The organism is Capnocytophaga sp. FDAARGOS_737, from assembly GCF_009730375.1.
Classification (GTDB): domain Bacteria; phylum Bacteroidota; class Bacteroidia; order Flavobacteriales; family Flavobacteriaceae; genus Capnocytophaga; species Capnocytophaga leadbetteri.
In genome coordinates this window covers 2,385,982-2,410,532 of sequence record NZ_CP046316.1, presented here as the reverse complement: position 1 = coordinate 2,410,532, position 24,551 = coordinate 2,385,982, and the positions used below count along the sequence as shown (strand labels likewise).

At 41.2% G+C, this 24,551-nt stretch carries 23 protein-coding genes; 21 read left to right on the top strand and 2 right to left on the bottom strand.

The window, feature by feature from the left end:
* Positions 1-4: 4 nt before the first annotated feature.
* From FOC45_RS10685 to FOC45_RS10585, 21 genes are all read left to right on the top strand, one after another.
* Positions 5-2,467 (top strand): DUF4982 domain-containing protein, encoded by a 2,463-nt coding sequence (locus FOC45_RS10685; RefSeq protein ID WP_009390312.1) that lies wholly within the window; start codon positions 5-7, stop codon positions 2,465-2,467.
* Positions 2,468-2,507: 40 nt separating this feature from the next.
* Entirely contained in the window at positions 2,508-2,717 is a 210-nt protein-coding gene (locus tag FOC45_RS10680; protein WP_009390313.1) for a hypothetical protein, read from the top strand.
* Entirely contained in the window at positions 2,705-2,992 is a 288-nt protein-coding gene (locus FOC45_RS10675) for a virulence protein (RefSeq protein WP_009390314.1), read from the top strand. Before FOC45_RS10680 ends, FOC45_RS10675 begins: the two co-directional genes overlap by 13 nt.
* Positions 2,992-3,732, top strand: coding sequence for a 23S rRNA (guanosine(2251)-2'-O)-methyltransferase RlmB (gene rlmB, locus FOC45_RS10670; RefSeq protein ID WP_009390315.1), 741 nt, complete (start codon positions 2,992-2,994; stop codon positions 3,730-3,732). The genes FOC45_RS10675 and rlmB overlap by 1 nt, the downstream gene beginning before the upstream one ends.
* Positions 3,733-3,743: 11 nt before the next feature.
* Complete coding sequence (locus tag FOC45_RS10665) at positions 3,744-4,574, top strand: helix-hairpin-helix domain-containing protein (RefSeq protein ID WP_009390316.1); 831 nt, start codon at positions 3,744-3,746, stop codon at positions 4,572-4,574.
* Between the two features lie 68 nt (positions 4,575-4,642).
* Positions 4,643-5,785: an acyl-CoA dehydrogenase family protein gene (locus FOC45_RS10660; RefSeq protein WP_009390317.1), complete on the top strand. Its 1,143-nt coding sequence runs from the start codon at positions 4,643-4,645 to the stop codon at positions 5,783-5,785.
* Positions 5,786-5,809: 24 nt separating this feature from the next.
* Positions 5,810-6,256, top strand: a complete 447-nt coding sequence (locus FOC45_RS10655; RefSeq protein ID WP_009390318.1) for an Rrf2 family transcriptional regulator — start codon at positions 5,810-5,812, stop codon at positions 6,254-6,256.
* 53 nt (positions 6,257-6,309) lie between these two features.
* Positions 6,310-6,573, top strand: a complete 264-nt coding sequence (locus FOC45_RS10650; protein WP_009390319.1) for a SemiSWEET family transporter — start codon at positions 6,310-6,312, stop codon at positions 6,571-6,573.
* A 93-nt stretch (positions 6,574-6,666) separates the two neighbouring features.
* On the top strand, positions 6,667-7,938 hold the full coding sequence (gene serS, locus FOC45_RS10645; protein ID WP_009390320.1) for a serine--tRNA ligase: 1,272 nt from the start codon (positions 6,667-6,669) through the stop codon (positions 7,936-7,938).
* Between the two features lie 27 nt (positions 7,939-7,965).
* The gene (locus FOC45_RS10640) at positions 7,966-8,262 is read left to right on the top strand and encodes a type II toxin-antitoxin system HigB family toxin (protein ID WP_009390321.1); all 297 of its coding nucleotides are present in this window, start codon (positions 7,966-7,968) and stop codon (positions 8,260-8,262) included.
* Between the two features lie 37 nt (positions 8,263-8,299).
* Positions 8,300-8,485, top strand: a complete 186-nt coding sequence (locus FOC45_RS10635) for an XRE family transcriptional regulator (protein WP_231121863.1) — start codon at positions 8,300-8,302, stop codon at positions 8,483-8,485.
* Between the two features lie 21 nt (positions 8,486-8,506).
* Positions 8,507-8,827, top strand: coding sequence for a hypothetical protein (locus FOC45_RS10630; protein ID WP_009390323.1), 321 nt, complete (start codon positions 8,507-8,509; stop codon positions 8,825-8,827).
* The gene (locus FOC45_RS10625) at positions 8,818-9,729 is read left to right on the top strand and encodes a ribonuclease Z (RefSeq protein WP_009390324.1); all 912 of its coding nucleotides are present in this window, start codon (positions 8,818-8,820) and stop codon (positions 9,727-9,729) included. Before FOC45_RS10630 ends, FOC45_RS10625 begins: the two co-directional genes overlap by 10 nt.
* Before the next feature lie 9 nt (positions 9,730-9,738).
* Positions 9,739-10,938: a Gfo/Idh/MocA family protein gene (locus tag FOC45_RS10620; RefSeq protein WP_009390325.1), complete on the top strand. Its 1,200-nt coding sequence runs from the start codon at positions 9,739-9,741 to the stop codon at positions 10,936-10,938.
* Positions 10,939-11,000: 62 nt separating this feature from the next.
* Complete coding sequence (gene ileS / locus FOC45_RS10615) at positions 11,001-14,408, top strand: isoleucine--tRNA ligase (RefSeq protein WP_009390326.1); 3,408 nt, start codon at positions 11,001-11,003, stop codon at positions 14,406-14,408.
* Positions 14,409-14,501: 93 nt separating this feature from the next.
* Complete coding sequence (locus FOC45_RS10610) at positions 14,502-14,945, top strand: hypothetical protein (protein ID WP_009390327.1); 444 nt, start codon at positions 14,502-14,504, stop codon at positions 14,943-14,945.
* Positions 14,946-15,067: 122 nt separating this feature from the next.
* Complete coding sequence (locus FOC45_RS10605) at positions 15,068-16,084, top strand: hypothetical protein (RefSeq protein WP_009390328.1); 1,017 nt, start codon at positions 15,068-15,070, stop codon at positions 16,082-16,084.
* A 246-nt stretch (positions 16,085-16,330) separates the two neighbouring features.
* A complete protein-coding gene (locus tag FOC45_RS10600; RefSeq protein ID WP_009390330.1) occupies positions 16,331-17,299 on the top strand; it encodes a hypothetical protein in 969 nt (322 codons plus the stop codon).
* Positions 17,300-17,365: 66 nt separating this feature from the next.
* On the top strand, positions 17,366-18,316 hold the full coding sequence (locus FOC45_RS10595) for a mevalonate kinase (RefSeq protein ID WP_009390331.1): 951 nt from the start codon (positions 17,366-17,368) through the stop codon (positions 18,314-18,316).
* 2 nt (positions 18,317-18,318) lie between these two features.
* Positions 18,319-20,205: a hypothetical protein gene (locus FOC45_RS10590; protein ID WP_009390332.1), complete on the top strand. Its 1,887-nt coding sequence runs from the start codon at positions 18,319-18,321 to the stop codon at positions 20,203-20,205.
* Positions 20,205-21,320 carry a glycosyltransferase family 1 protein gene (locus FOC45_RS10585; RefSeq protein ID WP_009390333.1) on the top strand — a complete coding sequence of 372 codons (1,116 nt, stop codon included), beginning with the start codon at positions 20,205-20,207 and terminating at the stop codon, positions 21,318-21,320. The genes FOC45_RS10590 and FOC45_RS10585 overlap by 1 nt, the downstream gene beginning before the upstream one ends.
* Before the next feature lie 86 nt (positions 21,321-21,406).
* Here the strand turns inward: FOC45_RS10585 and FOC45_RS10580 are convergent, their stop codons facing one another.
* Together FOC45_RS10580 and FOC45_RS10575 are read right to left on the bottom strand one after the other, a co-directional pair.
* A complete protein-coding gene (locus FOC45_RS10580; RefSeq protein ID WP_009390334.1) occupies positions 21,407-22,228 on the bottom strand; it encodes a leucine-rich repeat domain-containing protein in 822 nt (273 codons plus the stop codon).
* A 175-nt stretch (positions 22,229-22,403) separates the two neighbouring features.
* On the bottom strand, positions 22,404-24,149 hold the full coding sequence (locus FOC45_RS10575) for a thiamine pyrophosphate-dependent enzyme (RefSeq protein ID WP_009390335.1): 1,746 nt from the start codon (positions 24,147-24,149) through the stop codon (positions 22,404-22,406).
* Positions 24,150-24,551: the final 402 nt, after the last annotated feature.

The window sequence follows — 24,551 nt, the reverse complement described above, 5'->3', positions numbered from 1 at the left end:
AAAAATGAATAAAATCAACCTTTTACTATTGTTGGGCATTACTGCTACAGGCTGGGCGCAACAACAGACCCTTCAGAAAGGGTGGAAATTTAGCAGAGAGGATGATCCTCAAGCAGCCGAAACGCTTTATAACGATGCTAAATGGCAACGCGTAACCGTCCCTCACGACTGGGCTATCTATGGCCCTTTTGATATGGAAAACGACATTCAGCGCACCGCTATTAAGCAAGACGGACAAAAAGCGGCTATTGAGCATACAGGTCGTACCGGCGGACTACCCTTTGTAGGCGTGGGCTGGTATCGCACGCAGTTCAATGTGCCCGAACTCTCTGCCGATAAGCAGGTGTTCATACAGTTCGATGGGGCAATGAGCAATCCAGAAGTATTTGTAAACGGACAGAAAGCGGGTGAGTGGCACAATGGCTATAACACTTTCTTCTTAGATATTACTCCTTATGTAAAAGCTAAAGACAATACCCTTGCGGTGCGTCTGAACAACCTAACCCAAATGTCGCGTTGGTATCCAGGGGCAGGGCTATACCGCAATGTGCATATCATCACCAAAAATAAAACGCATATCCCTATATGGGGCATACAGATTACTACGCCCGAAGTAACCCAAGACTTTGCTAAAGTAGTGGTAAATACAGAATTTGTATCAGCTAAAAAAGGGGCTCTTGCGGCAGAAACTACTATTTTCAACCAACAAGGGGAAAGAGTAGCCCATACTAATACCAAAGCAACGGCTTATACTACCGATAAGATTACGTCAGAAATGTACATCGATAAGCCTCGCTTGTGGGACATCGGCGCGCCTAATCTTTACAAAGCCGTTACCAAACTCTATGAAGACGGTCAGCTGAAAGACGAGGTAACTACTACCTTTGGCGTTCGCACTATAGAGCTTAAGCCTAATGATGGTTTATACCTGAATAATCGCAAAATTAAAATACAAGGGGTGTGTATGCACCATGATTTAGGTCCTTTGGGTGCGGCTGTTAATGAGAGTGCAATACGCCGACAATTGCTAATTTTAAGAGATATGGGCGTTAATGCTATCCGTACCTCACACAATATGCCTGCCCCTGAATACGTACGCTTAGCCGACGAGATGGGTATGCTATTGGCTGTAGAGAGTTTTGATGAGTGGGCGATACCTAAAGTAGAGAATGGCTATCATTTGTACTTCAAAGACTGGGTTAAAAAAGACCTTACGAACCTTGTGAAGCACTATCGCAATAACCCCAGCGTGCTGATGTGGTTTATTGGCAACGAGGTAGAAGAACAAAGTGTAGAGAGTGGCTCGCAAGTAGCCTACTACCTACAGAGCATCATACAGCAGCTCGACCCTACACGCCCTGTGAGCAATGGTATGGACAGACCGCACGACATCTTGCGCAACAATATGGCTGCTACTATGCAGTTGGTAGGTTTTAACTACCGTCCGTTTAAGTACCAAGAAGCCTATAAGAAATTGCCACAACGCTTGTTGTTGGGTAGTGAGACAGCCTCTACTGTTAGTTCGCGTGGAGTGTACAAATTCCCAGTACAGCGCAAATCAATGGCTAAGTACCCCGATATGCAATCTTCTTCTTATGACGTAGAGCACTGCGGTTGGTCTAACTTGCCCGAAGATGACTGGATACACCAAGAGGATTTGCCTTATATGATAGGCGAGTTTATCTGGACAGGCTTCGACTATCTCGGCGAGCCAACGCCTTATTACGTAGAATGGCCTTCACATAGTTCTTACTTTGGGGCAGTAGACTTAGCGGGACTTCCTAAAGACCGTTTTTATCTATATCGTTCACACTGGAATAAAGAAGCCGAAACCCTACACATCTTACCGCATTGGAACTGGGAGGGGCGTGAAGGTGAAGTAACTCCTATCTTCGTTTATACTAACTACCCTTCTGCTGAATTGTTCATCAATGGTAAGAGTCAAGGCAAACGCAGTAAAGACCTTTCTATAAAAATAGAGGAGAAAGAGAAAGACGGCAATCCGTCAGACCTAAACCGACAAAAACGCTACCGCCTAATGTGGATGGATACTAAGTACGAACCTGGTACTCTGAAGGTAGTAGCTTATGACGACAATGGCAAGGCTGTAGCCGAAAAAGAGATACATACCGCTGGCAAGCCTTACGCTTTGCGCCTCAGCACCGAGTACAAAACAGAACTCAGCCCTAATAGCGATGAGTTGGCTTTCATTACCGTAGAGGCGGTAGACAAAGACGGCAATCTATGCCCTACAGTGAATGATTTAGTAACCTTTACCGTAAAAGGTGCGGGTACTTATCGTGCTGCTGCTAATGGCGATGCTACCTGCACCGATCAATTCCACTTGCCTAAGATGCACCTTTTCAACGGCAAATTAGTAATGATGGTACAAGCAGGCGATAAAGCAGGTACCATAAATGTAGAGGCTAAAACTAAGAAATTAAAAGGAACGATTTCTATAAAGTAAAATAGCAGTATTATCTTTTCTGAAAAAAGGAATAGTATATATGAAAAGTATATTTAGAGTAGGGGAACGCGTATGGGTATCCCCACAACTTACAGGCAAACCCGATTGGGTAGAGGCTACGGTTACGCAGATAGATAATAATCCTTTTGTAGGAGTAGTTATCAATGTGAAAACTGATATAGGAGAGCTTTTTTTTGAAAAAGAAGATATGTTTAAACCTTTAGAAGCCTTAGAATTATGCACGCTATAGCTTTTGATTTAATTATCTCTGAGCTTAAAAAGCACTATAAAGACCCTTATAACAATGCTTATGCTGAAATAAAGAAAGTGTTAGAAGAAAATGGTTTTTATTGGATACAGGGGAGTACTTATGCCACAGAAGGTGATTTAAGAACACTCTTCAGAGCGATACAAAGTTTGAAAAAACTCTCTTGGTTTTGTCTTTCAGTCAGAGATATACGCGCTTTCAAAATAGAGGATTATTCTGATTTCACAGAAGAGTTTAAAGAAAATACTAATAGTTAATGCAAGAACAAGAATATCAAATATATGGCATTAGGGCGGTGATGGAAGCGCTTGAAGCAGGTAAAACCCTCGATAAGGTGTTTGTGCAAAAAGGTTTGCAAGGCAACCTTTTCAGAGAACTGCTATCACTATTGCAGCAATCACAAGTGCCGGTGCAGTACGTACCTGTCGAGAAGCTCAACCGCCTTACTAAGAAAAATCACCAAGGGGTAGTGGCTACCCTCTCGCCAGTTGATTACCACAATTTTGAGGATTTGGTAATATCGGTTACCGAAAGTGGGGCTACACCACTCTTCCTGCTCTTAGACCACCTTTCGGATGTGCGCAACTTTGGGGCTATCATCCGTACGGCTGAATGTGCAGGGGTGTCGGGTATTATTATCCCTAAGCGCGGTAGTGTGAGCATCACGGCCGATACTGTCAAAACCTCTGCGGGGGCTGTCTTTCGGGTGCCTATCTGTAAGGTAGAAAACCTTGTCGATGCTGTGTATTACCTACAAGGTAGTGGCATTAGGGTGGTAGCCGCTACTGAAAAGACTAACCAATTGCTATATGCTGAAGATTTTAGCGTGCCTACCGCTATCGTAATGGGGGCAGAAGATGTGGGCATCTCACCTGCTGTGCTGAAAGTGGTAGATAGCAAAGCTAAACTGCCAATGAAAGGCGAAATAGGGTCGCTAAATGTATCGGTAGCCTGTGCCGTCTTTTTGTATGAAGTCGTTAGGCAGAGAGGTAATTAACCCTTAGAAAAATGTTTTTTGACTATCAGCGCAATAGAGGTATTTTAGCACTTTTGGTATTGATGGTTGTAGGGCAGCTGGTGTTTTATTATTGGCCTATCTCGTCATCATTTGCTGAGGTCGAAGATACTCGTTTGCAAAAGGAGTTAGATTCGCTACGGCAGCTGGCAGCACGCCATAAAGATACTATTTATCCTTTTAATCCTAATTTTATCAGCGATTATAAAGGCTTTAAATTAGGACTTACCACAGCGCAACTCGATAAGCTGCAGGCATTTCGCGCAGCAGGCAAGTACGTTAATTCTGCTGAAGAGTTTCAGCGGGTTACGGGTATTTCTGATAGTCTGCTCCGCCGTATAGCTCCTGCCTTTCGTTTCCCCGAATGGGTAAAAAACAAGAGAAAAGAGAGTGAGCAGAAAACAGCCGCACAGCACTTCGAAAAGCAAGACATCAACACCGCTACTCAAGAGGAATTGATGAAAATATACGGTATAGGCGAGGGATTTTCTAACAGGATACTAAAATACAAAGAAAAGCTACAAGGTTTTACCTATATAGACCAAGTGGCAGAGGTATACGGACTTGAAAAAGAAGTATATGAGCGAGTGGCAGCACGTTTTGAGGTGAAAACACCACCCGTGATAGTCAAAAAAGACCTCAATGCGATAAGCAGATACGATTTGAGCAAGATACCCTACATAAAATATGGCGAAAGCAATAAAATAATAGGCTTGCGCTCAGAGGTAGGAATGTTCAAACACCTCGATGACCTTTTGCAAATAGAGGGGTTTGATGAGGCGCGCATCAAAAGATTAGCCTTGTATTTGTACGTGGACAACTAAAAAAACAAATTTGCTAGTTGTAATTATTTTTGTACTTTTGCAATTTAATAAAGAAAAGAAATTAACGAATGAATTTTAGCTATTCAGAAACACAGCTAATGGTAGCTCAAGCTGCTAAGGAGTTTGCCGAAAAGTATGTACGTCCACACGTAATGGAATGGGACGAAAGTCAGGAATTTCCTATAGAGGTATTCAGAAAAGCGGGCGATTTAGGCTTTATGGGGGTCTTAGTGCCTGAAATATATGGTGGTTCAGGCTTAGATTACCACGATTACATCGCTATAGTAGAAGAGATTTCTAAAGTAGACCCTTCGATAGGGCTTTCTATAGCAGCTCATAATTCACTTTGTACAAATCATATTTTAAGTTTTGGCAATGAAGAGCAGAAACAGCGTTGGTTGCCTAAGTTGGCTTCAGGTGAATGGATAGGCGCTTGGGGTATCACTGAGCACAATACAGGTTCTGACTCTGGCGGTATGGCTACTACAGCCGTAAAAGACGGTGATAGCTGGGTACTGAATGGGGCTAAAAACTTCATTACTCACGGCAAAAGTGGGCAGATAGCAGTCGTTATTGCACGCACTGGCGAGAAAGGCGATAAGCACGCTATCACTGCCTTTGCAGTAGAACGAGGAACCCCTGGTTTTAGCAGTGGTAAAAAAGAAAACAAACTCGGTATGCGTGCTAGCGAAACGGCAGAGCTTGTTTTTCAGGATTGTAGAATACCCGATGCTAACCGTTTGGGCGAAGTAGGCGAGGGCTTCATACAAGCGATGAAGATATTAGATGGCGGACGCATCTCTATAGGGGCACTGTCACTCGGTATTGCTAAAGGGGCTTACGAGGCAGCACTGAAGTACGCTAAAGAGCGCGTACAGTTTGGCAAACGCCTTATCGAGCTACAAGGGGTGGGCTTTAAGCTGGCTGATATGGCTACCGAAATAGAAGCCTCAGAGCTCTTGCTACACAAGGCGGCTTACCAAAAGAACAACCATCAGCGCGTTACCCTATCGGGGGCTATGGCTAAGATGTACAGTTCTGAAATGTGCGTACGCGTAGCTACTGAAGCTATACAAATACACGGAGGCTATGGGTATACAAAAGATTTTCCGGTAGAAAAATTCTTCCGCGACTCTAAGTTATGTACCATAGGCGAGGGGACTACTGAGATACAAAAATTGGTAATTAGTAGACAAATAGATAAATTGTAAATAGAAAATAAAGAAGAAAACATTATGTTATCTAATTCAAGCAAATATGCCATCAATGCAGTGATATATCTTGCCGCTAACTCATCAGAAAGCAAGCGTATAGGGGTAAAAGAAGTAGCCGATGCGCTACATATACCACTCCCTTTTTTAGCAAAAATACTTCAAGCCTTAGTGCGCAAGAAAGTAATAAGCTCTAACAAGGGGCCTGGAGGTGGCTTTTGGCTGACCGATGACGAGAAAGAGCAACCCTTAATGCGTGTAGTAGAACAGATAGGCGAGGCTGATAAGTTTATAAAATGTGCAATGAGCCTACGCCCTTGTTCTGATGAAAAACCTTGTCCGCTACACACTTCGGTACAGCCTTTCCGCGATAACTTTAGAAAAGAGCTGACAGAAAATTCTATTGCTGACTTTGCTGAAAAAGTAGTGAATAAAGAAGCGTTTCTGTTTGCTATAGAAGAGGATAATTAATGAGCAAATGAGTCAATTTGCCAATAAAATAAGCAATATAAAAATAATTATATATGGAAAATAGTAAATTTTTTAACATTTTGGGTTGGGTAGCTATGGCTGCTTCAATTGGTATGTATGTGTCATACATACCACAAATCGGTGATAACCTTGCAGGACACAAAGGAAATCCTGTACAGCCTTTGGTAGCAGCTATTAACTGCTCATTATGGGTGGTGTATGGTTTCTTCAAAAAACCGAAACGTGACTATCCTATATTATTAGCAAACTTACCAGGTATTATCTTTGGTCTTATTGCTTTTGCAACTGCTTTGTAATTAGGAACGCCATATACTTTGCCAAAGTCTTTACTTATGGGCTTTGGCAAAGTTTAAAATACTTATAGTCTCTACCTTGTTAATTAAAAAAATATGTTACAACTAAACACTATTAGAGAAGAGAAAGACCGCGTACTTGCGGGACTTAAAAAGCGCAACTTCAAAGAGTTGGGGCTTATAGATGAAATTATCGCCTTAGACGAGAAACGCCGCAGCACTCAGCTGGCGCTTGATGAGTCGTTGGCAAAATCGAATACACTTTCTAAGGAAATAGGTAGCCTCTTCAAATCAGGAGAGACTGAAAAAGCGAATGCGCTAAAAGCTGAAACAGCTACTCTAAAAGATACTATTAAAACGCTAACCGATACGCTTAATGGTACTGTTGAGAGTCTAAACGAATTGTTATACCGTGTGCCTAATATCCCTAATGACTTGGTGCCCGAAGGTACCTCAGAGGCTGATAATGTGGTGGTGTTTGAAGCAGGCGAAATACCTAATTTAGGCAAGGACGCTTTGCCTCACTGGGAGTTGGCTAAGAAGTACGACCTCATTGATTTTGAATTGGGTGTTAAGCTCACTGGGGCGGGATTTCCTGTTTATAAGGGTAAAGGAGCAAAACTGCAGCGCGCCCTTATCACCTACTTCCTCGATAAGAATACTGAAGCAGGTTATAACGAATACCAAGTACCTCACGTAGTAAATGAAGCCTCAGGTTATGGTACCGGTCAGTTGCCTGATAAAGAAGGACAGATGTACCACGTAGGGGTAGATAATCTTTACCTTATTCCTACAGCTGAAGTGCCTGTAACCAATATTTTCAGAGATACATTGCTCAATGAGAGCGATTTGCCTATTTGTTGTACTGCCTACACGCCTTGTTTCCGCCGAGAAGCTGGTAGCTATGGGGCACACGTGCGCGGACTGAACCGTTTGCACCAGTTCGACAAGGTAGAAATCGTGCGTATAGAGCACCCTGACCATTCGTACAAAGCACTTGAGGGAATGATAGAGCACGTGAAAGGCATACTAAATGAGTTGAAGTTGCCATATCATATTTTGCGTTTGTGTGGTGGTGATTTAGGTTTTACTTCGGCAATAACCTATGATTTTGAGGTGTATTCTACAGCTCAAGAGAAATGGTTAGAGATAAGTTCGGTGTCTAACTTCGAAACTTTCCAAGCCAACCGACTTAAATTGCGTTTCAAAGATAACGAAGGCAAAAACCGATTAGTGCATACCCTCAACGGTAGTTCGCTTGCTTTGCCTCGTGTGTTGGCAGGTATTCTAGAAAACTACCAAACCCCTGAAGGCATAGTAGTGCCAGAAGTACTCAGAAAATATACCGGTTTTGATATAATTAGCTAATTAACTAATTTTTGAAAAACATAACCAATGAGAATTATTGCTAAGAAAACTATTATTGATTTTTATACAAAGCACGCGGAAGCAAAAATACCTCTTGAAGATTGGTATAATAAGGCAATGATTGCAGAGTGGTCTTGTTATGCAGATATTAAAAGAGACTTTAATAGTGTAGATGCTGTAGGTAATGGTAGATTTGTTTTTAATATAAAAGGGAATCACTTTCGGTTAGTAGTACATATTTTATTTGTGCCTAAAATTATATACATACGTTTTCTAGGTACTCATAAAGAATACGATAAAATTGAGAGTATAAATAAAATATAACATTATGATAGAGAATGAAATACAATATAATGCAATAATGGCACGGATTGGAGAGCTTTTGCAATTGGTCTCTGATGAAACTTCTGAAAACGACCCTAACTATATAGAACTAATGGTACTGACAGATATTGTAGAGAGGTATGAAGATGCAAATTACCCTATATTAGTTGATGAGTCGATAAGACAATTTTCTGATGAGACAATGTGTCAATTAATAGATTAGCAAATCATTGATAAATAGAAAATGAAAGAAAATACTCTTGAAGTAGCTTTAAGAAAGGAGGAGGTAGCTGATTTTGTGAGTCGTTTTAAAGAAGAGGAGTCCCTTAGTACTCAGCACCTTATTTTGCTGCTTTCAGAAGATGAAAAGTGGACAGCAAAAGACCTAAAGCCTTTAGTATCTATAGCTAAACAGCATAGCAAAAAACACCAAAAATCAATAGCGGTGGTAAGTGCTGAATTAGTATATGAGGGGACTGAAGTAGAACTAAATTTAGCTCCCTCTCTGCAAGAAGCCTACGACCTTATAGAAATAGACGAAATAGAACGCGACTTATGGAAGTAACAATATTGGGTTGCCATAGCGCTACCCCTCGCTCTAACGCGCGCCCTTCGGCTCAGTTGCTAGAAATGCGCGGACACCTCTTCTTGATAGATTGTGGGGAGGCTACCCAAGTAGCATTGCGCAATGCCAATGCTAAGTTTGCTCGCATTAAGCATATCTTCATATCGCATCTGCACGGCGATCATTTCTATGGGCTTTTTGGGCTTATCTCTACTTTTCAACTTTTAGGGCGCGAGGCAGAAATGCATATCTACGGACCTAAGGGTATCAAAGAGGCGGTGCTGCTTATCCTCAAGCTGGGGGGTGCTTATACCCCTTTCCCTTTGTACTTTCACGAACTTTCTGGCAAAGAGCCTGAGTTGCTCTATGAAGATGATAAAGTATCAGTCCGCACCATTCCACTACAACATCGTGTGTATACTAATGGTTTTTTCTTTCAGGAAAAAGAAGGAGAACGCCGACTGAATATGGATGCTATACAGCAATACCCTGAAATAGAAGTATGCGACTATCAGAATATCAAAAATGGTAAAGATGTAGTATTGAATAGTGGAGAGGTTATTGCTAATGAGGTACTTACTTTTGCACCTCAACGTCCGCAAAGCTATGCTTATTGTAGTGACACCCTCTATTTTGAAGGGTTAGCTGCTGATATACAAGGAGCAAGGGTGGTATATCACGAATCTACTTTCTTAAAAAACAACGAAGAGTTAGCCGCTAAAACAATGCACGCTACAGCCTACCAAGCAGGACTTACCGCTAAGAATGCCGGTGCCGAAGCCTTGATATTAGGGCATTACTCTTCGCGTTATGCTGATGTCAATCTTTTCAAAGCCGAAGCTCAAGAGGTGTTCCCTAATGTACATTTGGCTGAAGACGGCAAGAAAATTGTATTCAACTAAAACTAAAAAATGGATGTTTTTAACCTTTCTGTAGCTTCGATACCACAACTGCGCATTGCCTTTATAGGTGTAGGAGTGCGTGGTATTGAGGCAGTGAAACGCTATTTGCAGTTAGAGGTGCAGATAGTTGCCATAGCTGAGGTGGGCGAAGAAGCTATGCAAAAAGTAAAAGCCCTTACGGCACATCTACCCGTGCAGCCAGCCTATTATACCGCTCCTGATGACTGGCGAAAACTATGTGAACATCCTAATATTGATCTTCTTTATATTTCGACTCCTTGGCAACAACACGCCCCTATGGCTATCTATGCAATGCAATGTGGCAAGCACGTAGCTATAGAAGTGCCTCTGGCAATGACCATAGCCGACTGTAAGCGTATCGTCCGCACAGCTGAAGAAACGCAACGGCACTGTATGATGCTTGAGAATGTGTGTTATGACCACTTCGAATTGATGAGCATTGAGCTGGTAAAACAGGGCAGACTGGGCGAATTAGTACACGCAGAGGGGGCTTATATACACGACTTACGACACTTAAACTTTAGGCAGACAGACCGCGATATAGAGCGGGGCAAGTGGCGAATGCAGTACAGCAAAACCTTTGAGGGCAATCCTTATCCTACGCACGGCATCGCGCCTATTTGTCAGGCGATGGGCATACTGCGCACCGACCGCTTAGAGAGTCTTGTATCGATGTCGTCTTTAGCTGTAGGGATGCGCGAATATGCCGAAGAGCATTTTGGCAAAAATTCGGCAGAAGCCCAAGCACACTACACTGGCGATATGAATATAAGTCTGTTGCGCACCGCCAAAGGCAAAACTATAATATTACAACACGATGTAACCAATCCGCGTCCTTACTCGCGTATCTTTATGCTCAGTGGCACTAAAGGTTTTATACAGAAATATCCTGCCCCTCAGCTTTATTTTGACGATAGAGAGGAAAAACAGCTTACTCCCGATGAAATTACGGCTTATTTAGAGGAATACGAACACCCTTACTATCGCGAAACAGCCTACCTACGCACACTACTTCCTGACCAAAAACCAATGGACATCGTAATGGATTACCGCTTGGTGTACTGCCTGAAGAATGGCTTACCATTAGACCAAAATGTATATGATGGCGCCCTATGGTCGTGTATAGCAGAACTTACTCAGCAATCAATAGCAGGAGGAAATTGTGTAGTGCCATTTCCAGAGTTTTAAAAATCAAAAAATATTTTTTATCTTTGCCGCAAACTAATGTCTAACGACTAAAAACTAAGTATATGAAATTCAACGAGTACAAACACTTAGACCTTACTAAGATAGCAGAAGAAATATTGGCTTTTTGGAAAGCCGCTAACATCTTTGAGCAGAGTATCACCTCACGCGAGGGTGCTGCTCCGTTCGTGTTTTTTGAAGGACCACCATCCGCTAATGGCGTACCTGGCATTCACCACGTGATGGCGCGCTCTATTAAGGATATTTTCTGTCGCTATAAAACTCAGAAAGGATTTCAAGTAAAACGCAAAGCAGGTTGGGATACCCACGGCTTGCCCGTAGAACTCGGGGTAGAGAAAGAACTCGGTATTACCAAAGAAGATATAGGCAAAAAAATAAGCGTAGAGGACTACAACAAGGCTTGTAAGGAGGCCGTGATGCGCTATACCGACATCTGGAACGACCTTACCGAGAAGATAGGCTATTGGGTGGATATGGAAGACCCTTACATCACCTATAAACCCAAATATATGGAAAGCGTTTGGTGGCTTTTGAAACAACTCTACAATAAAGGATTGCTATACAAAGGCTATACCATTCAGCCTTATTCGCCTAAGGCAGGTACCGGCTTGTCATCGCACGAGCTCAACCAACCGGGCTGCTACCGCGATGTGAGCGATACTACTGTTGTAGCACAGTTCAAAGTGAAAGCATTGTCAGCAGCGGCAGCCAAACTATTGGGCAACCCTACCGAGCCTATCCATATCCTCGCTTGGACAACTACCCCTTGGACATTGCCTTCTAACACCGCACTAGCTGTAGGCAAAGAGATTGAGTATGTACTGCTAAAAACATTCAATCAATATACTTTTCAGCCCATTACTATCATCATTGGTAAACCGCTTTTGGCAAAACAATTCGGCAAAAAGTTCGTAGAGGGTGATGCAGAAGCCTTAGCAGCTTATACGCCTGAAAGCAAGATAATTCCTTACCAAATATTAGGAGAATGCAAAGGCGCAGACCTCGTGGGTACTACTTACGAGCAACTTATTCCTTGGTGGGCTCCTGCCGAAAACCCTACTGAGGCTTTCCGTGTGATTGCAGGCGACTTTGTTACCACTGATGATGGTACAGGTATCGTACATATCGCTCCTACTTTTGGTGCTGATGACGCCCGTGTAGCCAAAGAATATGGTATCCCCCCAATGTTGGTAAAAGACGCGCACGGCAACCTCATTCCGCTGGTAGATTTGCAAGGAAAATTCATTGAAGGGCACAATATTCCGGAGGCTTTTGCCGGTAAATATATCAAAAATGAGTATTACGATGCAGGGCAAGCGCCTGAAAAATCGTGGGATGTGAGTTTAGCGATTCTCCTCAAAGAAGAAAACAAAGCCTTCAAAGTAGAAAAATACGTACACAGCTATCCGCACTGCTGGCGTACTGATAAACCGGTGCTGTACTACCCGCTCGACTCGTGGTTCGTACGTGTAACCGATTTCAAAGAGCGTATGTTCGAGCTCAATGAAACCATCAACTGGAAACCTAAGGCTACCGGTGAAGGGCGTTTTGGCAACTGGCTCAAAAATGCTAACGACTGGAACCTTTCGCGTTCGCGCTATTGGGGTATCCCGCTACCTATTTGGCGTACTGACGATAAGCAAGAGGAAATCTGCATAGGTTCGGTAGAAGAACTAAAAGCCGAAATACAAAAAGCTATCACGGCAGGCGTGATGACTGCTGACCCTTATAAAGATTTTGTAGTGGGCGACAACTCCGAAAGCAATTACGATAAGGTAGATTTGCACAAAAATATAGTAGATAACATAGTGCTCGTATCGCCTTCAGGCAAGCCAATGCACCGCGAAAGTGACCTTATCGACGTATGGTTCGACTCTGGGTCTATGCCGTATGCACAATGGCACTATCCTTTTGAAAACAAGGACTATATAGAAAATCACACCGCCTATCCAGCCGACTTTATAGCGGAGGGGGTAGACCAAACACGCGGTTGGTTCTATACACTTCACGCCATTGCTACTTCGGTATTCAATAGTGTGGCGTACAAAAACGTAGTGTCTAACGGTTTGGTACTCGACAAGAACGGACAAAAGATGTCGAAACGCTTGGGCAATGCGGTAGACCCCTTCACTACCATAGCCGAGTATGGCGCCGATGCCACTCGCTGGTATATGATTTCTAACGCTAACCCTTGGGATAACCTCAAGTTTGACTTGGAAGGGGTAGCCGAAGTGCGCCGTAAGTTCTTCGGTACGCTCTACAACACTTATTCATTCTTTGCGCTCTATGCCAATACCGACAGCTTCACTTATGCTGAAGCCGATATACCACTGGCTGAACGCCCTGAAATAGACCGCTGGATACTTTCGGAACTCAATACCCTCATCAAAGAAGTAGATGCACTATATGCTGATTATGAGCCTACCCGCGCTACTCGCGCTATTTCAGATTTTGTACAAGAAAACCTCAGTAACTGGTACGTGCGCTTGTCACGTCGCCGTTTCTGGAAAGGGGAGTATGAAGCAGACAAGATAGCCGCTTACCAAACGCTTTACACCTGTCTAGTAACCATCGCCAAACTGATGGCGCCTGTAGCACCTTTCTATGCCGATAGATTATACAAAGACTTGGTGAGCGTTACCGGTAAAGAAAACAAAGAGAGTGTACACCTCACCGACTTCCCCGTAGCTAACGAAAGCTACATCGATAAGTCATTGGAAAGCAAGATGCAGAAAGCGCAGACAATCTCGTCCTTAGTACTATCGTTGCGCAAGAAAGAAAGCATCAAGGTGCGTCAACCTTTGCAAAAGATAATGATACCGATAGCTAACGCTACCGAGCGTGCCGAAATAGAAGCCGTAGCAAACCTCATCAAGCACGAGGTGAATGTGAAGGAAATAGAACTCTTGGAAGATGCATCGGGTATATTGGTAAAACAAATCAAGCCGAACTTCAAGACCTTAGGCCCTAAGTTTGGCAAGGATATGAAAGCTATTGCCACAGCGGTACAAGCCTTTGGACAGGAAGAGATAGCACAGTTTGAAAAAGCACAAACATACAGCTTGCAACTACCCGACAAAGCAGTTACTTTAAGTTTGGACGATGTAGAAATCAGTACCCAAGATATAGAAGGCTGGTTGGTAGCCACCGCAGGCAGTCTGTTGGTAGCTTTAGATATTCACATCACCCCTGAATTGCGCCAAGAGGGTATCGCCCGTGAGTTGGTGAACCGCATTCAGAATATCCGTAAGGACAACGATTACGACATCACCGACCGTATACAAATACGCCTTCAAGCGCAACCTGCCCTACAAGCAGCCGTTACAGCCAACGAAGCCTATATCAAGAACGAAACCCTTACTGATAGCATCAGTTTTGTAGAGAGTCTGCCAGAGGGAGAAGAAATAGCCTTCGACGAAGTAACAACAAGAATAGTAGTTGCAAAATCATAAGCTAATGATACACTTTGCCAAAGGTTTATAGCCCGTGCGGCTGGCACCTTTGGCAAAGTTTTTTAATAATAACCCATAAAAAATATTTTACCGATGAAAAAAATATCTCTAATTATTTTTGTTTTGTTTTTGATAACCCTATCTTTTTCTTGTTCTAAGAAAGAAGATGAGCAAAAACCAGATAGTGGTCATAGGTCTAAAAACGGGATTGAACTTTTAGCAGAACAAGCAGGTATTCCTAATGACATTCAACTAACAGGAGCATTAGAAGAAGGGAAATCTACTTTTATAAGTGGTAGAAAAGGTAATACTTTTTACTTTTATAAAATTGAGGATAGAAAAATAATAGTACAACATCAAGAAGCTATTCCTAATGCTGTAGAGATAGAGGGAAGAACAATTGAAGTATCAAAAGTTAAGTCTAATATAATGAAGCATAAAGATGGAAGTATTTTTGCTTGGATAGGAGATGTGAACTTTCCTGATGGTTATTATGTAAAGCTTTTTGTTTTCATGATAATAAATTTAAAGAAATAGAGAAGAAAACTCTTTTATTTGATATAAGAAAAAGGGAGGGTGAGGGTTATTTAATAAGAAAGGAACGTACATTGTATGAAAAAGGGTTCTTATACGATAATGATTGGAATCTTTTAGGATATATGGAAAATTCTCTTACCAAAAATGCTGTTGAGTATATTACATTAAAAGGAGATAGAAAAGTTACATTGCTAAAAATTCAGGGTAATAAAATAGAACAATTACCTTTTGACAATAAAGATGTTGAAGCAGAATTAATGAATACAAATGATAAACTTATTAATATAAGGTTTGTACAGAAAGGCTATTCATTAATTTTTGTAGATGGACACTTATTTGAGGAAAATGAAACAGGATCAAACCATAGAACTTTTACTGACATAACATATATTACTCAAAAAACAGAGAGAGAATTGTTACTATATAAAATAGAGAATAGTAAAATTATAAAAGAATATAAAGTCAATATCCCTGAAAGTATTTCTATCGATAAAGGATTTGGAGAAACAGAATATATAAAAACAAATCAGCTGCTTTGGAATATAGTAAAGAGTAATAATAATATATTTTTAATGGCGTTCAAAGAGAATAAAGATCCTTATGCTCAAAATAGGTATTATTATTTAATATATCTATTTAATCAAGAAACTCTTAAAAAAATAGATTTCAAAAATAGACTTTTACGAATTGAGAATATTGAAATATGGGGAGAATTTGGTTTTAAGATACATACAGAAATAGCTATTAATGGTAGAGAGCTTAGTAGATATTTCTTCTATGACAATAATTGGGAACTATTATATGCTTCGGAAACAGAATTAAAGTTAGTGAATAACTTAGATAGCGACGATCCATCTTTCAGTAAATACTATTTCCTTTTGAATTCTGAGGAAATTATATATTTCTACAGAGATTCTTTCAGCAGAATTAATCTAAAAGATAATATTAAAAAATGGGAGCTAAGTAGTAATAGTGTAAAATCTTTTAATTCATTTCCTAAGAACACAAGATTAGATAATCTTAGTGTTTCAAAAAATGGGAATGTATGGACTTTTATGCAAAACTACACCTTACTGAATGGTGAAAAAGGAATTAAATCTATAAAGATTAATATAGAAACAGGAGAAGTAGTTAATTAGAAAATAAACAATAAATGAATACTATAGTGTAATAGTATTGATTATCATCAGTACCAGCAAATAGTAGACTTTTTTGCTACGATAGGGGTGGAAATAGAACCCTTATGGGGAGGTAACTTTGCAAGACGATGAAGTTCTTTTGCAAGCGTTAGATGAGGGTATAACACAAGCAGATAATAGGCTTTTGATACCCCATAATGAAGTAATGCAAGAAATAGACTTACTCATAAAAAGCTATCAAAAGTAATGAAAAAACTCTTTTACATATTTCTATTAATGTTTTCCTTGAGTACCTATGCCCAATCAGTACCTACTGACTGGGCTAAAATAGGCTTAAAAGGCAAGGTAAAATCGGTGAAAACTTCTATTTATTTTGCTGAGGCAAAAGATAACGATTTTATCAAAGGCACCCCTTTCTCTCAAGGAATTTATCCTCCTGAAAAAATTAAACAGTACAGCGAAATGGAACGAATGGGGGTAAAAGCTTTTTTCATACATTTTTTAGTAAATATTATCCCTTCGGCTATTACCTTTGATAAAAATGGTTTTATAACTGAAAAATGGCTCTATAATACTGTATCACCTAAGAAAATAGTGTATACTTACGACAAAAAGAATCACCTTATTGATAAATCGACGTTTGTACACGACTTTTTAGAGACAAAGGATACCCTTATTTATAACACCAAAGGGCAATTAGAAAAGGAAGTACTTGACCTGAAAACAAAAGATGAAACAATCTACACTTATACTTATAATGTTGATGGAGAGCTTATCCAAAGAAATTTTAAGAAAGTAGAAGACCTCCCTTTGTATAAGGAAATATACATTTATAACAATAAGAGACTTGTAAATAAAGAACTTTACCAATTCGACCAACTTATATGGCGAGGGCTTTATGAATATGGAGCAGAAGGAGAACTCATTAAAGCAATTTCGCAGAAAATAGACGACTTTATATGGCATTCTAAATATACTTATGACCAAAACAACCATCTGAAAGAGGAATATCTTTTGATAAATGAGAGTGAAAAAAATGGGTTTTTAAATAAGTTTGGTTCAGATAGGCGTTTGACCTATCATTTAACGTTTTCAACCAATTATCTTTGTGAATACAAATATACGGATGACAAGCAGGGTAATTGGGTGAAAATGATTACATATGAACAGGGCGTTCCTATACTTTACGTAGAACGAAAAATAGAGTATTTTTAATTTTTCAGAAGAAAAATATTTGTGATTGACAAAAAATATGTACTTTTGCAAAGTGATTTTTAAAAAATGAAACTTTTCTATTCTAAAATTCTTCTTTTCGGAGAATACGGTATTATCAAGAACTCTAAAGGGTTAGCTATTCCCTATAACTTTTATAAGGGTACGCTGAAGACCCTAGCAGAGTGCGAGCCAAACGGGCAGAAGAGAGAAGATGCCCACAAGTCTAATGAAGCACTCAAAGCCTTTGCCTCTCACCTCGAAACTCTAACTAATGAGGCAAACCCTATAGTGCGCTTCAATATCGAGAAACTCAATGCCGATATTGCAGACGGAATGTACTTTGATAGTAGTATTCCACAAGGGTATGGGGTTGGTAGTAGCGGTGCTTTGGTGGCTGCTATCTACAGCGAATACGCTATCGACCCTATTAGTGCCATTGATGACCTTACTCGCGAAAAGCTCCTCCAACTAAAAGCTATCTTTGGGCGTATGGAGTCGTTTTTTCACGGCACTTCTTCAGGCTTAGACCCACTGAATAGTTATTTGAGTCTGCCTATTCTCATCAACTCTTACGATAACATTGAGCCTACGGGCATTCCTACCCAAACTCCTGACGGCAAAGGAGCTGTATTCCTCTTAGATAGTGGCATCATAGGCGAAACCGCGCCAATGGTGCATATTTTTATGGAAAATATGAAGAATGAAGCCTTTCAAAAGATGCTCAAAGAAGAGTTTATCAAATATACTGATGCTTGTATAGATGATTTTCTGAAAGGACGCTTTAAATCGTTGTTTGGCAATATAAAAAGCCTATCAAGTATTGTGCTAAATCATTTCAAACCTATGATACCCAAGGAGTTTCATACCCTTTGGAAGCAAGGCATCGACACAGGTGATTATTTCTTAAAACTCTGTGGTTCAGGAGGAGGAGGCTATATTTTAGGTTTTACTGAAGATTTAGAAAAAGCCAAACGCACCCTTGCGGGACATAAATTAGAAGTAGTATATCAATTTTAATAATGAGCGATACAATAAAACACGAGTGCGGTATTGCGCTAATCCGCCTACTTAAACCCCTTGAGTTTTACAAGGAAAAATATGGTTCTGCTTTCTACGGAATCAATAAGATGTACCTAATGTTAGAGAAACAGCACAACCGCGGACAAGACGGTGCTGGTTTGGCGAGTATCAAGCTCGATATGGCGCCAGGTGAACGCTACATCAGCCGAATACGCTCGAATGCACAACAGCCTGTACAAGATATTTTCTCGCAAATAAATGAGCGAATCAATAAAGGTTTTAAAGCCAATCCTACTCTCAAAGATGATGTAGCCCAACAGAAAAGAGAACTCCCCTATATAGGCGAAGTCATTATGGGGCACGTGCGCTACGGTACTTTTGGTAAGAATAGTATTGAGAGCGTGCACCCTTTCCTCAGAGAGAATAACTGGATATACCGCAACCTGATAATGGCGGGCAACTTCAATATGACCAATGCTCACGAACTCTTCCAGAACCTCGTGCGCTTGGGGCAACATCCTAAAGACAAAACAGATACCGTAATAGTAATGGAAGGAGTGGGGCACTTCTTAGACGATGAGGTGGAAGAACTCTACCGAAGTCTGAAAGAAGAAGGCTTCAGCAAGCAGCAAGCCTCACCTTTTATAGCTGAACGCCTTGATATAGAGCGCATACTAAAGCGTGCTGCTAAGTATTGGGACGGAGGATATGCTATGGAAGGTATGTTTGGTCACGGTGATGCTTTTGTACTGCGCGACCCTGCTGGTATACGCCCTGCATTTTATTACCAAGATGACGAAATAGTAGTGGTAGCCTCTGAACGCCCTGCTATACAAACGGTTTTCAATGTAAAATACGAAGCGGTACAAGAATTACCTCCTGGTAACGCTATTATTATCAAGAAGAATGGCGAAGTAACCCTCAAAGAAATTCTTACCCCTACTGAGCGTAAAGCTTGTTCGTTTGAACGCATTTACTTCTCGCGAGGCAGCGACCAAGATATTTACCGCGAGCGCAAGACATTGGGCAAATTGCTCTATACGCGTATAGCTCAAGCTATTGATAATAACCTGAAAGATACTGTTTTTGCATACATACCCAACACCGCTGAAACAGCTTATCTCGGACTGATAGAAGAAGCTGAAAATCAACTTAACTTACAGAAATTAGAACAGTTAGCACAAGCTAATACCTCTGACTATGCTACTATACTCTCGCAGAAAGTCCGTACAGAGAAAGTAGCTATCAAAGATGTGAAACTGCGTACTTTTATCACTGAAGATAGCAGTCGTGATGATTTGGTAGCACACGTGTATGATATTACTTACGGGGCGCTGCAAAAAGGCGATACTTTAGTGATTATTGATGATAGTATTGTGCGAGGCACGACCCTCAAGAAGAGTATCCTTAGTATTTTGGGTAGGTTAGAGCCTAAAAAGATAGTGATAGTATCTTCAGCACCACAAATACGTTACCCAGACTGCTATGGTATTGATATGGCGCGTTTGGAAGACTTGGTCGCTTTTCAGGCAGCGTTAGCACTTCATAAAGAGCGCAATACCTATCATATTATTGAGGACGTTTATAAGAAGAGCCTCACTCAGGTAGATTTGACCGATGATAAGGTAGTCAATTATGTGAAAGAGGTGTATGCTCCTTTCACCGACGAGGAGATTTCAGATAAAATACGTGACTTGCTATTGCCTAAAGACTTCGCTTCAGAAGTAGTGGTGATTTTCCAAACCGTTGATAATCTTCACAAAGCCTGCCCTGAAAACCTCGGTGACTGGTATTTCACAGGCGACTATCCTACTGATGGAGGCAATAGAGTGGTAAACAGAGCCTTTATCAACTTTTACGAAGGAAATAAAGAACGAGCGTACTAATGAACATAGCTTTTGATGCCAAACGCGCTTTTCATAACACACGTGGTCTCGGCAATTATAGCCGAGACCTTATCCGTATTCTACAAGAACATAAGGTAGGGAAGCTCTTCCTTTTCAACCCCAAACCTGCCAAAACGCAGCGCCTTACCCTCGATGCCCAAACTACCGAAATTACCCCACAATCTTTCTTCTGGAAAAAGCTCAAAAGCCTGTGGCGTAGCGTAAAAATAACTGATATAGCTAGGCAGCTGCCTATTGATATTTATCACGGACTTTCAGGCGAGATACCCCGCAATATCCACAAGCACGTGCCTACAGTGGTTACTATTCACGACCTTATTTTTATGCGTTACCCTCAGCTGTATTCCTATTTTGATAGGAAAATACATTACCGCAAATTCTTCTACGCAGCCCAGCATTCGCAGCATATTATAGCCATTAGCGAGCAGACCAAGCGCGATATTATCGATTATCTGAAAGTGCCAGAGAGTAAGATAACAGTAGTGTATCAGGGCTGTCATCAGGCGTTTAAACAGGAGTATACCGAAGCCGAAAAAGCTGCTGTACGTGCCAAATATAGTCTGCCAGCGCGCTTTGTGCTGAATGTAGGAGCGATAGAGCCCCGCAAGAATGCCCTCGAAATAGTAAAAGCTATAGCCCCGCTGTCGGACTTGTCGCTGGTGTTAGTAGGAGCGCAAACCGCTTATTATCAGCAGATAGTAGCCTATTGCAAGGCACATAACCTATCCCACCGCGTGTTAGCCCTCAAGGGGGTATCGATGCAAGAGCTGGCGATGATTTACCAAATGGCTGAGGTTTTTTGTTACCCTTCGGTATTCGAGGGCTTTGGTATCCCTATTATCGAGGCGCTTTTCTCACGAGTGCCGGTTATTACTTCAGAGGGTAGTTGTTTTGCTGAAGCCGGAGGCGCGCATTCGTGCTATATTCGTTTAGATAAGGCTGCCGACGAGATACGCGAGGCGATAGTGCGCATCAGTAGCGACCGCCTTTTGCGTGAAGAGATGATAGAGAAAGGCTATGCCCACGCGCAACATTTTACTGACGAAGCCGTATATCAGCAGCTAATGGCAGTGTACAAGCAAGTTGCCCATTAGTTAATTTTAGAATATAATATAAAAAAATCGAACAGCTATAAACTGTTCGATTTTTTTATGTTTTAAACTTTTTGAGGACTACCCGTTTATGGTTTAGGGTGTATTTTAGCTGCGTAAGTACTCCATTTAGCGGCTCTTTTATAATCATCTACTGATATAGCAGGTACATAGATATTAGGGATTTCGTTGGCACTCAAGTTAAAGAAGATATCATCACCTAAAGTAGGAGGGTTGAGCGCATCAATCGTAATGCTTTGCAATGATTTGCAGTATCCGAAAACAAGGCCATCAATCTTTTCTACAGAAGCAGGTAAGAATACTTTAGTAAGAGCTGTACAGCTAGCAAAAGCGGCTTCGCCTATTTGCCTAACTCCCGAGCCTCTTAAGTCTATCTGTGTAAGAGCGTGGCAAGAGTGAAAAGCACCATTACTTATAACCCCTACTTTTCCAAAAGTTACTTCTTTTAGATGGTAGCAGTGAGAAAACATACTGCTAGAAATTTCGGTAGTATAAGGCAATTGTACAGATACTATATCTGAGAAATAGAAAGCTCCTTTGCCAAAAACTACATTAGAGGCAGTGTTAAATTTTACACCTCCTGTAAGTTTTGTCCCAGCAAAAGCACTTTCACCTATTTCTTTTAAGCTATTAGGAAATACGATAGAAGTAAGATTTGAACCTTTGAAGGCTTCAGTTCCTATAGTGTTTACTCTTTGCAGCTTGCTGTCAGCTTGCATATCAAGAGTAGTAGTGCTGCTGTTTGTCCATTTCACTAAAGTAAGTCCATCACTATTCAACTGATAATGGTCGGCAGGCACATCGTTTTTATGGTCATTGTCATCGCTTTTACTACAACTTGCAAAAGCTAAAACAGCTAAAGAAGCTGCTAAAAAAATACTTTTTTTCATATTGATTTATTTTTTGAATTAATATTTGCGACAAAAATACAGCTTATTTCTTATTCAATAAGTTAAACAAAAGTTAAATTTGTATCTCAATTCAATGTACAAAGGTGCAGGCTATTCATAAAAAAATCGAACAGCTATAAACTGTTCGATTTTTTTATGTTCTAATCAGCTGGGATTAAAAAATATCTTTGATGTGCTTCATACTATTAGCAATACTGTCTTTAGCTTCAGCAAAATCACCTTGACCTATTTTCTTGATGATGTTGGTGGCAAAGCCTTTCATCTGTTCAAAAGTGATGTGCGGAGGCATCGCTAAGGTATCGCGATTGGTGTAAATGTTCACCAAAGTAGGACCATCGTGCTCAAAAGCCGCTTTCACAGTAGCCTCGAGGTCTTCGGTTTTGGTCACTTCATAGCCTTTGATGTTCATCAGCTCAGCAAGTTTATCGAAAGGAGGGTTTACCATATTGGTTTGCCAATCGAGGTAGCCAGATACTTCCATCTCTAACTTCACCATTGCAAGCGAACGGTTGTTAAACACGAATATTTTCACCGGATACTGATACTGCATTAGGGTAGCCAAGTCGCCTAAGAGCATAGAGAGACCACCGTCGCCACACATTGCTACCACTTGTCTGCCTTTAGCCGAGGCAGCAGCCCCGATAGCCATCGGTAAGGCGTTTGCCATAGAACCGTGGTTGAACGAACCGGTTAGGTAGCGCTTGCCTGTACCTTTGATAAAGCGTGCCGCCCATACCACATTCATACCCGTATCAACGGTGAAAATAGCATCGTTGGCAGCGTATTTATCCAAAAGCTTAGCCGCGTATTCAGGGTCTATTTGTTTCTCTTCGGTTTTCTTTTGGGTGTAATCGTCTAATGATTTTTCAAGATCTAAATATTCTTTGTGAATATCTTTCAAGAATCCGTCGTCGGTGCGTGCGCTTAGCTTAGGCAAAAGGGCAGTGATGCTGTCTTTTATATCGCCTGCGAAGCCGTAATCTACTTTGGCACGGCGACCGATAATATCGGGGCGTTCGTCTATTTGTATGATAGTGCTTTTCTTAGGCAGGAACTCAGCGTAAGGGAAGTCGGTGCCCAACATTACTAGCACATCGGCTTTAGCACAAGCATCATAGCCTGAACTGTGCCCAAGTAGGCCGTTCATACCTGCAATATAAGGACTGTCGGCGCGGTCGAAGAATATTTTGCCGCGGAAAGAGGCTACTATAGGCGCTTTGAGGGTTTCGGCAAGTTGTTCTACTTCTTTCACCGCGTGCTGACAACCGTGTCCGCAATAAAGGGCAATTTTCTTGTTTTTGCTATCGTTAAGCACAGCCGCAAGTTTGTCGAGCTCTTCGTCAGAGGGGCGAACTACCGGTTTAGCCAAGAACGTTTGGGTAGCTGTAGGCACCTCTTCAAGGTCAGCTCCAGCCACATCACCAGGGAGCCCCAATACCGCCACACCTTTCTCGTTGATAGCGGTTTGAATGGCTCGTTGCATCATCGTAGTGAACTGCTTAGGGGTGTTGGCTACGTATACGTATTTGCTACAGTCTTGGAAAAGCAAGAAAGGGTTGGTTTCTTGAAACCAGTGGGTGCCGAATTTATGGGTGGCGCAGGTGCTGGCAATGGCAATCACAGGGTTGCCAGCGCGGTTAGCGTCGTAGAGGCCGTTGATAAGGTGTACGTGTCCGGGGCCTGAACTACCCATACAGCAACCGATGCCGTTGAGTTCGGCGTCCATAGAAGCCGCGTAAGCCGCTGATTCTTCGTGGCGTACGTGTATCCATTCTAAACGCCCATCGCGGCGAATAGCGTCATTTACGGGGTTTAGGCTGTCGCCTGTTATGGCGTATACGCGTTTTACGCCTGCTTGTACTAACATTTCGACCAATTGGTCAGATACATTTTTGCTCATATTTTTTATTTTGTTTGTCTTCAGTTCTGAAGAAATTCTATGCAAAGGTACAGCTTATTTCTTATTTAGCAATACAAATAAAAGTTAAAATTATATTTTTTTGATATGCCGATTAGTTGATTTGTCAAATTATCAATTATTTCCCTTTTTATTAAAAATACGGCAATCATATCTTGAGTATAGATTAAGTATATATTAAGTATAGATTGAGTATAGGAAGAACGAAGAACCTTTGTTATCAAATTAACAACAAAAACCACAAAACCTTGCAAATTTCGCAAATTGGCAAATTGGCAAATTGACAAATCATCATAACTCTCTGATACTCTGAAGTGTTAATAACTTTGTCTTAAAAAAAACTTAAAAATATTTGCTATTCACAGAAAGATTAGTAACTTTGAG